This is a genomic window from Prevotella sp. E9-3 (assembly GCF_022024015.1).
Classification (GTDB): domain Bacteria; phylum Bacteroidota; class Bacteroidia; order Bacteroidales; family Bacteroidaceae; genus Prevotella.
Genome location: NZ_CP091786.1, coordinates 2,928,806 through 2,941,248 on the forward strand (window position 1 = coordinate 2,928,806; position 12,443 = coordinate 2,941,248).

At 45.0% G+C, this 12,443-nt stretch carries 10 protein-coding genes and 1 tRNA gene; 2 read left to right on the forward strand and 9 right to left on the reverse strand.

Going from position 1 to position 12,443, the window contains the following annotated elements; genetic code table 11:
• Positions 1-8 precede the first annotated feature (8 nt).
• A complete protein-coding gene (locus tag L6475_RS11465; protein ID WP_237820168.1) occupies positions 9-839 on the reverse strand; it encodes a DUF4348 domain-containing protein in 831 nt (276 codons plus the stop codon).
• 115 nt (positions 840-954) lie between these two features.
• On the opposite strand from L6475_RS11465, the gene L6475_RS11470 reads away from it, so the two are divergent.
• Positions 955-2,055 (forward strand): AAA family ATPase, encoded by a 1,101-nt coding sequence (locus L6475_RS11470; protein ID WP_237820170.1) that lies wholly within the window; start codon positions 955-957, stop codon positions 2,053-2,055.
• Positions 2,056-2,081: 26 nt separating this feature from the next.
• Here L6475_RS11470 and L6475_RS11475 read toward each other — a convergent pair whose 3' ends face one another.
• Positions 2,082-2,900 (reverse strand): hypothetical protein, encoded by an 819-nt coding sequence (locus L6475_RS11475; protein ID WP_237820172.1) that lies wholly within the window; start codon positions 2,898-2,900, stop codon positions 2,082-2,084.
• 262 nt (positions 2,901-3,162) lie between these two features.
• Here L6475_RS11475 and pheS point away from each other — a divergent pair, with 262 nt between their 5' ends.
• A complete protein-coding gene (pheS, locus tag L6475_RS11480) occupies positions 3,163-4,221 on the forward strand; it encodes a phenylalanine--tRNA ligase subunit alpha (RefSeq protein ID WP_237820174.1) in 1,059 nt (352 codons plus the stop codon).
• A 1-nt stretch (position 4,222) separates the two neighbouring features.
• On the opposite strand, the gene L6475_RS11485 is transcribed toward pheS, so the two are convergent.
• From L6475_RS11485 to lpxK, 7 genes are all read right to left on the reverse strand, one after another.
• Complete coding sequence (locus L6475_RS11485; protein WP_237820176.1) at positions 4,223-4,837, reverse strand: porin family protein; 615 nt, start codon at positions 4,835-4,837, stop codon at positions 4,223-4,225.
• Between the two features lie 332 nt (positions 4,838-5,169).
• The gene (locus L6475_RS11490) at positions 5,170-7,131 is read right to left on the reverse strand and encodes a glycoside hydrolase family 97 protein (protein WP_237820177.1); all 1,962 of its coding nucleotides are present in this window, start codon (positions 7,129-7,131) and stop codon (positions 5,170-5,172) included.
• A gap of 53 nt (positions 7,132-7,184) precedes the next feature.
• Positions 7,185-8,993 carry a rhamnogalacturonan lyase gene (locus L6475_RS11495; protein ID WP_237820179.1) on the reverse strand — a complete coding sequence of 603 codons (1,809 nt, stop codon included), beginning with the start codon at positions 8,991-8,993 and terminating at the stop codon, positions 7,185-7,187.
• An 82-nt stretch (positions 8,994-9,075) separates the two neighbouring features.
• A tRNA-Phe gene (locus tag L6475_RS11500) sits at positions 9,076-9,148 on the reverse strand.
• Positions 9,149-9,337: 189 nt separating this feature from the next.
• Positions 9,338-10,435 (reverse strand): thiamine-phosphate kinase, encoded by a 1,098-nt coding sequence (gene thiL, locus L6475_RS11505; RefSeq protein WP_237820182.1) that lies wholly within the window; start codon positions 10,433-10,435, stop codon positions 9,338-9,340.
• Positions 10,436-10,488: 53 nt separating this feature from the next.
• Positions 10,489-11,364, reverse strand: a complete 876-nt coding sequence (locus L6475_RS11510) for a purine-nucleoside phosphorylase (RefSeq protein ID WP_237820184.1) — start codon at positions 11,362-11,364, stop codon at positions 10,489-10,491.
• Entirely contained in the window at positions 11,258-12,430 is a 1,173-nt protein-coding gene (gene lpxK, locus L6475_RS11515) for a tetraacyldisaccharide 4'-kinase (protein ID WP_237820186.1), read from the reverse strand. Before lpxK ends, L6475_RS11510 begins: the two co-directional genes overlap by 107 nt.
• Positions 12,431-12,443 lie beyond the last annotated feature (13 nt).

Sequence of the window (12,443 nt, forward strand, 5' to 3'; positions counted from 1 at the left end):
TCTTTTCTTCACGTCAGTAACCTTGTAAGTTTCCAACGTCCTCTATGAAGTCTGAAAGTCAATTCAACTTCCATGCCGTTGGCTATGCCTCGAAGGAGAAAAATCTTATAATTAGAAGCGGGATTCTGATGACCATATACAATATTATATATAGTATGGGCAGGCAGATCGGGCTTGAAAGCGTCCCAGAAATCAGGAGTTATCACGCCCTCAATCATTGAGAAGTCATCATCTGGATCAGGTCCTGAAAACTGTATTTGATTGGCCAAACTCTGATGTTGGAATGTCGAATCACTTACGAAATGCTGGTAAAACTGTAGGAACTGAGCATTAGCATTGCGAGGCAGTTGCTGCCAGCGAACCTCGTGCAACATCCATCGCCCACTCTGTCGGCTAAACACAAACTGTTGAACGCGCGCCTTATCCATATCTATACGTTCTACGACAGCCTCAGCCACTGACGTATCGCGTACCAATTCCATCTGTTGTGGAGAATCAAAAATCAGTGTGTAATAGTCCTGGTTGATGAAGAACTTTTCTGTTTTCCATTGACGCTTATTTATTTTCCATTTCCTACCCTCATCAATCATCACGAGTGGAAATGCAGTACGTTCCAACTGCCATCGACTATTGGATGCATAGTTAAAGAAAAAGTCATCGAACAATTCATCAGCCTCTACCGGCACTTGACTATCGGTCTCCAAGGCCGCCAATGAATCAGAGTCCACCGCTGTGCTGTCAGCCTCACAAGTCATCATCGATGCTATTTCGCGTCTTGTTTTCGTACATGCCGTCAGCAGAACGCTCACCAGAATAAAAGCTACCAAGCTTTTTCTCATACTTCCAAACAGGCTATTGTTTCGTTATTTTGGAATGCAAAGGTAGGTATTTTTTTGAATATAGAACAACTAGATAACAATTTTTTATTACCTTTGCACACAGAAAATCAACGTTATGGGTAATATCACAAAAATTGTACTTACAGGAGGTCCCTGTGCCGGCAAGACTTCGGCATTGGTGCGAGTCATTGAGCATTTCTCAAGTCTGGGCTTTAAAGTGTTCACCATTCCCGAAGTTCCCACGCTGTTCACTCAGGCTGGCATGGACTATCTGACAAAGAACCGCGGTTTCTTTTATGAAGGCGAGAAAGCCACCCTTGAAATTCAGTTGGCCCTTGAAGACAAGTTCACCCGTATGGCACAGGAGTTTAAGGAAAACTGTATCATTATCTGCGACCGCGGAACAATGGACATCTCTGCTTATATGTCTCCAGATACCTGGGAAGAGATTACCCGTGCTGTAGGTACATCGTCACCCGAACTGCGCCAGCGCTACGATGCCGTTCTCCATTTGGTGTCGGCTGCCGATGGTGCTGAACAGTTCTATACTACGGCCAACAATGCTTCGCGCAACGAGAGTAACGATGATGAAGGCCTGCGTATAGCCCGTTCACTCGACAAGAAAGTGATTCAAGCCTGGACAGGGCATCCCCACCTGCGTGTCATCAACAACAACGAGGATTTCGACAAGAAGATGAACCGTGTATTGAAAGAAATCAGCGATGTACTCTCACTTCCCCAGCCTATTGTTGATGAGCGTAAATATATTGTTGAAGTTATTGGCTCACTTCCCGATGATTGTACTGAGAGTGAAATTATTCAGTGCTATCTGAAATCTGATGCCGATAGCGAGGTGCGCCTGCGACGCCGTATTTGGCAGGGGAAAGTGGTAAATGTTCACACCACCCGAAAACGCATTTCACCAAAGGAGGAGATTGTCACTGAGCGTCAAATCAACAATAGCCTTTATGAGATGATGCTCGCCTTGGCCGACCCTGAGCGCCAAACCATCCACAAACTGCGTAAAAGTTTTATCTGGAAAGGTCAGTATTTTGAGCTCGATTTCTACAAGGACCAACTTGACGGTCTTGTTATTCTCGAAACGAAGGGCATTACAGAACACAAGTCCGTAAAATTTCCTCCTTTCATTCGAGTTGTTGAAGATATCACCTGTAGCACCAAATACTACAACTATAATTTGGCCAAGAAAGCTTAAGCCAAACGTTCATTCTCTAGCAGATCCTATTTTTCTAAGGCTTCGATTTGTTCGGCGGTTAACCGACCGGATTCAATCCACCGCTGCATAATACTACGAAGACTCTTTTCAAGAGACTCCGTAATTGAATAGTCCCAGGTAAGAGCTTCCTCAGTCGAAACACGAACGCCACCTTTATTACGACTATTATCCAGACAGTAGAGCGTCACTTCTGGATGCTTATTCAGCAGATAGGCAATACGCCCCATGAAGCGTGGATAACAATATATATAATAATAAAGGCTCATAGAACGGTTCGATTTAATCATCCTTCGAATCACATTCTCAAAACCTGTCTCCGGATCGTTATGAACAAAGACTATACTTGCTTTGAACCCACGTTTCATAGCCATATCCAAACGAGTTTCAAATGATGGAATGCTGATAAAAGCACCATCATACACCACACCTGCCTTCTTCGTCATTTCCATTAACTCTGGATTGTTATGCAAAGAGGTCGTTTTGCCGGCACCAGTAGAACCCATCATGTAAACGATGGTTTTATTTCCCCCAGCCTCAGCACGGTCCATCAGTCGGACGAGTACCAGACTGTCTATCTGCCTACTTGCCATGATATAATCGGTCACATTGAGTCCGTTATAGCCAATTGTCTTCAGTTCATCGCGCACATCATCGGGATCAAGAACATTTCCACTTTTCAACATATATGAATTGGCCAAAGAGTCAAGATGTTCTCCAACCCATTTGTATGCGTCATCGCCTTTGATCACGGTATCGGCAGATGCCACCATCTGTACACAGGACAGCAGTGCAACAAAAATAATATCCCTAAAAGACAACTTCATTTCCAGAATCGATAAATAATAATTAATATCTGTTTGCAAAAATAATCAAAAAAAACGAACTGCAAAACAATCTTCATACTTTTTGCTACTTTTTTGCCAAGCACGCTGCCTAGACATCCAGAAAATTTGCTTTTTCACTCACTTAATCGTACCTTTGAAACAGTTTCTTAGGTACTTACGCTCGGAAAAATGCAAATAAATTTGCTTTTTCACTCACTTAATCGTACCTTTGCACCTTGAAATTGCAATTTTTCATAAAAGTATGATACTTGACAAGATAGATGAACTTCTGAAAGAAGTACAGACGCTGAGCGCAAAGAATGCAGAGGAAGTGGAACAACTTCGTCTGAAATATCTCAGCAAGAAAGGCGAAATCACTGCCTTGATGAACGATTTCCGTAATGTGGCTGCCGATGAGAAGAAAACCGTCGGCATGAAAATCAATGAGTTGAAGACACTGGCCACAGAGCGTATCAACCAACTGCGCGAAGAATGCCAAACACAGGAAGGTGGTAATGAGGCTATCGACCTGACTCGCACTCCCTACCCCATTCAGTTGGGAACACGCCATCCTCTTACCATTGTGACAAACGAGATTATCGATATCTTCAGTCGCATGGGCTTTGTATTGGCAGACGGTCCTGAGGTTGAGGACGACCTGCATATTTTTACAAAGATGAACTTTGCTGCTGATCATCCAGCACGCGACATGCAAGACACCTTCTTTGTAAGCCAACACCCCAACGATGTTACTAAGAATGTTCTGCTGCGCTCACACACTTCAAGTGTTCAGGCACGCATCATGGAACAGATGCATACTGAAGACGGTAAGCTTACTGAGCCAATTCGCGTGATTTGCCCTGGTCGCGTTTACCGTAATGAGGCTATCACGGCTCGTGCTCACTGCTTCTTCCACCAGGTAGAGGGTCTGTACATCGACAAGAATGTATCGTTCACCGACTTGAAACAGGTGTTGCTCAGCTTTGCACGCGAAATGTTTGGTGCCGATACGAAGATTCGTCTGCGCCCATCATACTTCCCCTTCACTGAACCAAGTGCCGAGATGGATATCTCTTGCTTCATTTGTGGCGGTGAGGGTTGCGGATTCTGCAAACACACTGGATGGGTAGAGATTCTGGGCTGTGGTATGGTAGATCCTAACGTATTGGAACAATGCGGCATCGATTCAAGCATCTACAGCGGTTATGCGTTCGGCATGGGTGTAGAACGTATCACCAACTTGAAATATCGTGTAAGCGACTTGCGTATGTTCTCAGAGAATGATACTCAGTTCTTGCGCGAATTCGAAGCCGCCGACTAAATTAGAACTCAGCATCGAATTTATAGCCGAGGGTAAGTTGCACAACATTATTGCGCATCTTACCCTCGCCTTTGAATAGGTCGGTAATTCCGAAATTGTAACGGGCATCGAATACGATATTATTGTATTCATAAGAAAGGCCAACGGGTACAGAGAACATAAACTTGCTGAGTTTAGTATCAGGCAGATCCATAAGATTGAAAAGCTCATCCACATCTATCTTCGCTCCGTCAATGCGCACCGATGCCTTGGTACGGAAAGCAGGCTGAACACCGGCTTTTATAGCAAATCCGGGCAACACTTCGGGGGCTACATAGCAATTGAGCATGATAGGAATGTTGGCATAGTCTATATCAAAAATCTCTTCCACACCTTCACTGTTATCCTTTGCGCCCTGGTCAGAATAAAGGATTGCGCCCGACAGACTGAGCATATCGGTCATCTGGAACTCTACCTCCATACCAAAAGTATAGCCGAACTTAGTGCGATTGTAGTCGGTGAGACTGGAGAAGTTCACACCTACGCGGGGCTGAACAGTTACTGAACCTTCCTCACGCTGAGCATACATAACTACTGACACAAACAGAGCAACAACTGCCAAAAATATCTTTTTCATATTGTTTTGATTTATCTATAGTGGTGCAAAGATAATAAAAACAGGCGAAAGTATTCCTTTTTTCTTTGATTTTTCATACAAAAACGAAACGAGCATCCCAATTTCTGCTGCCCGGGAAAAATACAACAATTGAGGATTGCTTGACGATCTGTTGCTACTTAACAGTAATTCTGCCAAATAAAATTATAGCTAAAATTCAAAAAATTATAGCTATAATCCAGAGAATTATAGCTATAATTTATCTTGGTCTTCGTTGACTTGAGTTTTAAGAAAACAAGAAATGAATCCTAATAAAACTCATAGTGAAAGACAACCCATACAATATTTATATATTAATAAATCACTACGCCACCGTTAGGCTGAAGCGTTACCTTTACAACTCCCTTCTTATTGACTTTCAAAGGCTGCTTTGAGAACACCGTAGCCTTTGTCTTCTTATCGACTACATCAATGAGAAGATTGCTAAGTTGATAGTCACTTAAATTGAGGGAAAGTGTAAGAGGCTCTTTCAATGCATTAAGACCGGCAATGTACCATTGACCCGCATGACGACGAGCCATCACAACATACTTACCAGGATAGCCGTCGATGAAACGAGTTTCATCCCACGTGGTAGGCAACTGGCGAAGGAATTCAAGTTCGGTCTGAGGCAATTCCTGAAGGTTGTTGGGTTGGATGCCTACACACTGAACAGCCGACTGATTGGTGAAGGCCGAAGCTATTTCAAACACATCGGTAGTATAGCGCTTATGACGACTTTTATTGTCGCGACTCATAAACTTGTTCAAGAGCACGCCACCCCAATCCATTGAGGCAACAGCATTACGGCAGAAAGGATGCATGGTAAGTTCAAAAGCCTCAGCCTGAGCATGGTGTTCAGTGAAATATACATTTTCGGAAGCCAAAACAGCCTCAGAAGCCACAAAGTTGGGATACATACGCTCCCATCCGCGAGGCAGTGTGCAACCATGGAAAATCACTTGAAGACCATAACGGTTGGCATCGGTGAGAATATCTTCATAGAGACGCATCGTTTCCTGTTTGTCACCTCCGAAGAAATCGACCTTGATGCCTTTCACTCCAATTTTCTTGAGCCAAGCCATCTCACGGTCGCGAGCCACACTGGTGTCCATGCAGTCGCGTGGGCCTTGAGGAGCATCGTTCCACGAACCGTTAGAGTTATACCACAACAGCAGTTCGACTCCTTTCTCCTTAGCATAGCGAGTCAGTTCTGGCATGCGGTCGCGTCCTATCTCAGTATCCCAGTTGGCATCAACCAAGCAGTATTCATACCCCATCTGCCCAGCTAAATCGATAAATGCAATCTGGTCGTCCCAGTTCATCGACTCATCCTGCCAGATAATCCAGCTCCAGGTATAGCGGCCTGACAGATAGTCTTGCGAAGGAGCATATCGAGGTTCCACCACATCGTAGGCCACAGTAGTTTCAACGATGGGTTTGAGTGTCGAACCCACTGTAATCGTGCGCCAAGGGGTGGCACCTGGCAATGAGAAGGAAGCATCGGTTGATCCTACGCCATTGTTCTCTTTCGGCTGAGGGAAAGCAATAGAATAGCCCTCGCCAGCCTTGTAATCGCTCAGGTGAGATGCACAATAGTGACTATCTACTCCTGTCTCTGAGATAAGTACCCAAAGAGAATTATCATTCCGGGAAGGTGTTTTGAACAAGCATGGGAAAGTATAGCCTTGACCGAACTGCGACTTCACGTTGATAGGAGCATCGGGTGTATATTCCTCTTCATAACTGGGCTTTGTTCGCTCCCATCCTGTCCAAGGATCAATCTGCGGACAAAGGAAAGTAGAGGTCTGTTCAGGAAGATTGAATGCGGTCATCTCTTGCTTAATGACAGCACACTTAGGATTATTCTTCTTCGGGCGGGGAAGGATATACCTGAAAGCGATGTCATTGTCGGAAACATTCATCTGAACTGTCATCTGAAAGCCCTTGGCATTGACAAAATCAACATTCATTTGATTAGCCACATAGTGCATCTGCGAGCATTTCACCTGTCTCATCTGATAGGCTTTGTCAATACGCTGCCTACTGGTGCCCTTTAAAGTCAGATTCTTGGTAAAGTCGGCATAATCAGCCTGAAAACCAAGGACAGATGGATTGAGCACGCGCTGACCATCGAGACTCACCGAGTAGGTGGCGCGTCCTCCCTCATCGCTAATTGACACTGTCAGTTTTCCATTTGGTGAAGAAACGTTCACCTCGTCGGCCACAACCATTAAAGGGAATGTGGCAAATAGTAGTGTTAGTAATTTTTTCATTCTGCGGTATTATAATGATTGATAAGTATTCAGACGGTCAATGACAGGAAGAACTATTTCAGATAGCTTTTCCTATCAGGACCTATATAGTAGCCGGGTTCAGGAGGCTGGTTGTAGCCCACATTCTGTGTGGCCACACTATGACGATAGGGAATATCCTGCATCAGGCAGTTAATACGATACTCAGTGGGTAAGGTCGATACATAGATACGAAGCTCAGTTGACTCTCTGTTGCGCACAATGACTTCCTCACGCCAGTCGCCCAGGATATCGGCCGAAAGACAGGGATTTGATTTTGTACCGTTGTTGAACACACCATCAAATTGCTGAATAATGACGTTGGTTTTGTTCTGCCAGTCGTATTTAGCCACCTGTTCATGATCAAGTAACTCACGAAGCAAGTCGCCATCCCACCAGATGCCGAAGTTAATAGAGAGAGGAGTTGCGTCAATCAGTCTTCCTGTAATATCTCTGATACCGTATGTGTCGGTGGACCAAAGCTCTACGCCATAGTTAGTCGGATCAACATCGGCAGCCATAGCCCTTCCTACATCATTATGACTTTTCACCTGGAACACCACTTCTCCTGTACAGGCATCGCGAAAATCAGTACCGTCTCGCTTATTCTCATGACAGTCCCAGATATACAGACGATTTGTATTTGGATCGGCAACAAGATGAATAGCATCTCCATGTCCCATGCCTGTATTGTAAAGTCCGGTACCATCATGATCTACGGCCATCGAGCCATAAGTGATTTCATCGAGTCCGTCGCCGTCAACATCACAAACACGCAGGTTGTGATTACCTTGTCCGGCATAGTCGGACCACGGAAGGTCGTCAGTATCGAAGATCCAGCGATTGGTCAGTTCACTACCATCCCAATCCCATGCGGCAATGACCGTACGAGTATAATATCCTCTACAGAAAATAGCACTGAGAAGACCATTCCTCTGATCGTCAGAATCCTGTTTTTTGTTTCCTAAATATCCTACAGCAGCCAGATAGCGTTCACTACGGTTTCCATAATTATCACCCCAATCGCTGACGTTTCCACGCTCAGGAATATAAGGTTTTGTATCAAGTGCTTGGCCTGTCAGGCCGTCAAAAACAGTGATATACTCAGGACCTTTAATGATATGTCCTTGCTTGTTTCGCCAATTAGCCAACGAATCGCCCAGTGCATGCCCGGTACCGTCAATGGTTCCATCGCCGGTTTTCAGCATCATCTCTGCCTTACCGTCACCGTCAAAGTCGGCCACCATGAACTGTGTGTAGTGGGCACCTGAACGGATGTTATTCCCGAGGTTGATGCGCCATAGTTGTTCGCCATTGAGACGGTAACAGTCAATGAAAGTAGGATTGGTATAACCGGGCTGCGAGTTGTCGCGCGAGTTGATTGGATTCCACTTCAAGAACAGCTCATACTGTCCGTCACCATCAACATCCCCCACACTGGCATCGTTTGCCGAATAGCCCTTTCCTGGGTTTTGAATCTTCAAAGGAATATATCCATAGGGAGCATCTGCACTGAGAACATACGATCCATCCGTCACACCGCCTTTCACTTCATAAACAACATCTCCTTCCTGAGGCGGGTTCTCATCAATGAAGAACGAACCGCCAATAGTGAGCGGACGGGGATTGATGCGCACTCCATTCCGATAAACATTGAATGCCTGTTCGGTACGATCATCACGCAGAATGCGCCAGCTCACAGCCACAGAACCATTATTCTGCCGGATGGCCACTACACCACGATCAAGTTTTTCAGTACACAAATGGGTATAATCGTACCTTGCTTGTCCGAGTGCTATTGAAGCTATCGGCAAGCAAAAGAAGAGAAATAAAACACGTTTCATGTCGGATAGTTAATTGTGTCAATAAAGAAAAAATCCCGTTTCGGTTAATCAACCTACGCGGGATTCATAATGAAAGGAGGAGTGGTACCTCCAGGAATCGAACCGGGGACACACGGATTTTCAGTCCGATGCTCTACCAACTGAGCTAAGGCACCATTTTCTGTTATGCAATCCTTTCGTTTGCGAGTGCAAAGGTACAAATAAAAAAATAACCGACAAAAAGGTTTATCGATTATTTTTCTTAATAAACTATAATTCAAAAATTTAATGCACTTCGTTTTTAGTTAAAATACATTCCTTTTTGCATCAAATTGATTATCTCTTACTGAAGGGGTGTAATTATCTCAAAGCGGATTCCAACCTTGTGCCTTGAGTTCGAACTCCTGATTGTCGCGAGTCACAAGGACGTGTCCGAATTTTTGATCGGTGATATGTCCGATCAGGCGAACATCTTCCATTTCCTTCACTTTATCCAGATCGCCAATGGGAACAGTGAACAGCAGTTCATAGTCTTCACCACCATTCAGGGCACAGGTGGTCACGTTCATATTCATCTCCTCAGCCATAACAGCGGTCTGATAGTCGATAGGCAATTCCTTTTCGAAAATGCGGCACCCTACTCCACTCTGCTTACAGATATGCATCAGTTCTGAACTAAGTCCATCGCTGATATCCATCATTGCCGTAGGACGAACGCCTGCCTTGCGCAGTTTCTTGATAATATCACCACGGGCTTCGGTCTGAAGCTGACGCTGAAGAAGGTATTCCTTTCCTGCGAAATCGGGTGAGGCAAGAGTGGAGAGCTGAGAATTAAGAGTTGTGACTTTTTGATCGTCGCCTTTGGCTTTCGCCTCCGCTATCTTCTTTTGCAACTCGTTATACTGTTCATAGTAAACAGCCTTCTCGCGCTCCAAAAGCTGAAGGCCCATATAGGCAGCACCCAAATCGCCCGACACGCATACCAAATCGGTATCTTTAGCGCCATTACGATAAACGATATCCTCTTTGCGGGCTTCGCCTATACAGGTAATTGAAATGGCGAGTCCTGTATAGGAAGAGGTGGTATCACCTCCCACAATATCAACATCCCATTTCTCACAAGCCAGTCGAAGACCTTCGTAGAACTGTTCCACATCTTCAACGGTGAAACGTTTTGATAGAGCAAGTGAAACGGTGATTTGTCGAGGCGTACCATTCATTGCAAAGATATCGCTGATATTCACCATTGCCGACTTATAGCCTAAGTGTTTCAGGTCTATATAGGTAAGGTCAAAATGCACGCCTTCCATCAGCATATCGGTGGTAACGAGCACTTCTGTGTCGGGATAGGAAAGAACGGCGCAGTCATCTCCCACGCCATACTTTGTTGATTCATTCTTTTTCTCAAGATCTTTAGTCAGACGGTCAATCAGACCGAACTCACCAAGTTTTGCTATTTCCATCTAGTATATATAATATGTGTATTCTCTATCGGACTATAAAATCAATTATCCGACTATTTCTTCCAATCCTCAGTAGGATGTTCTTCGTTGCGTCTCTGCTGTTTGTTGCTCTCAGTCTTTTCAGAGCGTACAATCATTTCGCGCATAATCTCGGTCATTATAGGCTGAGCCTTGTCGGCAGCTTCCTGTACTTCTTCATGACTAACCTCAACAGGATTGTCAAAGCCACCTAGGTCGGTAACCACTGAGATACCGAAAGTACGGATGCCGCAATGATGGGCCACGATCACCTCTGGTACGGTGGACATGCCAACGGTATCACCTCCTAAGGTGCGATACATCCTGTATTCAGCAGGTGTCTCAAATGTAGGTCCTTGCACACCCATATACACTCCATATTGAAGACGTATTTTTTTCTCACGGGCAATCTGGCTTGCCAGTTTGATAAGGGTCGGATCATAAGTCTCGTGCATATCCGGGAAACGCGGACCTGTGGGGAAGTTCTTTCCGCGGAGCGGATGTTCAGGGAAGAAATTGATATGGTCGGTAATCACCATCAGGTCGCCGATTTTAAAGCCTGGGTTCATACCACCGGCAGCATTCGACACAAAGAGCGTTTTAATACCCAGCTCATACATCACACGAACGGGGAAGGTAACTTCTTTCATCGAATAGCCCTCATAATAGTGGAAGCGGCCTTTCATAGCCATTATGTCCACACCGCCCAATTTGCCGAAGATGAGTTTTCCGCTATGGCCTTCTACAGTTGATACAGGGAAATTGGGTATCTCAGAATAAGATATCTCTAAAGCATCAGTTATCTCAGAAGCTAATTGTCCGAGACCTGTTCCTAGAATTATTGCTGTCTTTGGTGTTGTGGTCATCCTTGCCTTTAGCCAGGATGCTGTTTCTAGAATTTTTTCGTACATAGCCTATAATGTTTTGATTAAAATTGTCTTCTTTATCAAGTAGGAATTCTATGCGTACAGGCAGCACATACAAATGCTGGCAAACATCGTCACTGAGACCTGCTACTGCAGATATTCTTGCTGCATCTTTCTCGGTGGTGACGATGCACCGTGGATGGGGCATTGCTTCAAATGTTTCATTGATTCGCTTCACGTCGGCAGGTGTAAACTCATGATGATCAGAAAAACTGAGGGGTGTCAACTCACGAGTCATCGGTGACAGGTCTTCTATCATCTGTCGAGGCGAAGCAATACCGGTGAGCAGAAGCACATGCTGCTGGGCAAGACTATTCAGACTGCGCTTGGCATTCGGGCTCTTTCCATCATCCTTAAGAAGATATAGCCGGTCGTCATATTTCAGTGTTGTAAAGTAAAGACGCTGATAGGGATAGAGGTCCATTGCCTTGGTAATAACCCTGAAGTTCATGGGAGTGAGATTTCGTGGACACTTCGTAACAATCACGATATCGGCACGATTCTTTCCACTGAGCGGTTCACGCAATCTTCCTGCCGGCAACAAGCGGTCGTAGATAATCAAACGATGATAGTCAACAAGCAGGATGTTGATGCCTGGCTTTACATATCGGTGTTGGAAAGCGTCGTCGAGCAGGACCACATCGATGTCGTACGGATAGCTTATCAACTTTTCAATGCCGCGTGCCCGTTTCTTATCGACAGCCACCGTAAGGTCCGGGAATTTCTTTTTCATCTGGAATGGCTCATCACCTATGTCACTTGCTGTTGACTCCTTAGTGGCAACCAGAAAACCGCTCGTTTTCCGCTTATACCCCCTACTGAGTACGGCCACATTCGCTTCATCTTTGAGTAAGCGTACCAGATGTTCTACATGAGGAGTCTTGCCCGTTCCACCAACTGTAATGTTTCCTACAGAAATAACTGGCACACTGAATGCACGGCTTTTCAGAATGCCCATTTCGAAGAGCATATTCCGAAAACCTACCCCCAAGCCGTAAAGACAGCTTAGGGGAGACAACCAGTTATTTATTTTGATGAAATCGCCTTCCATCTACTTATTATTC

What these genes read in the sequence shown, in the direction of transcription:
- L6475_RS11475 (WP_237820172.1), bottom strand. Translation starts at nt 2,900, where the DNA reads ATGAAGTTGTCTTTTAGGGATATTATTTTTGTTGCACTGCTGTCCTGT.
- L6475_RS11470 (WP_237820170.1), top strand. Translation starts at nt 955, where the DNA reads ATGGGTAATATCACAAAAATTGTACTTACAGGAGGTCCCTGTGCCGGC.
- thiL (WP_237820182.1), bottom strand. Translation starts at nt 10,435, where the DNA reads ATGGAAATAGCAAAACTTGGTGAGTTCGGTCTGATTGACCGTCTGACT.
- L6475_RS11510 (WP_237820184.1), bottom strand. Translation starts at nt 11,364, where the DNA reads ATGTACGAAAAAATTCTAGAAACAGCATCCTGGCTAAAGGCAAGGATG.
- lpxK (WP_237820186.1), bottom strand. Translation starts at nt 12,430, where the DNA reads ATGGAAGGCGATTTCATCAAAATAAATAACTGGTTGTCTCCCCTAAGC.
- pheS (WP_237820174.1), top strand. Translation starts at nt 3,163, where the DNA reads ATGATACTTGACAAGATAGATGAACTTCTGAAAGAAGTACAGACGCTG.
- L6475_RS11465 (WP_237820168.1), bottom strand. Translation starts at nt 839, where the DNA reads ATGAGAAAAAGCTTGGTAGCTTTTATTCTGGTGAGCGTTCTGCTGACG.
- L6475_RS11485 (WP_237820176.1), bottom strand. Translation starts at nt 4,837, where the DNA reads ATGAAAAAGATATTTTTGGCAGTTGTTGCTCTGTTTGTGTCAGTAGTT.
- L6475_RS11490 (WP_237820177.1), bottom strand. Translation starts at nt 7,131, where the DNA reads ATGAAAAAATTACTAACACTACTATTTGCCACATTCCCTTTAATGGTT.
- L6475_RS11495 (WP_237820179.1), bottom strand. Translation starts at nt 8,993, where the DNA reads ATGAAACGTGTTTTATTTCTCTTCTTTTGCTTGCCGATAGCTTCAATA.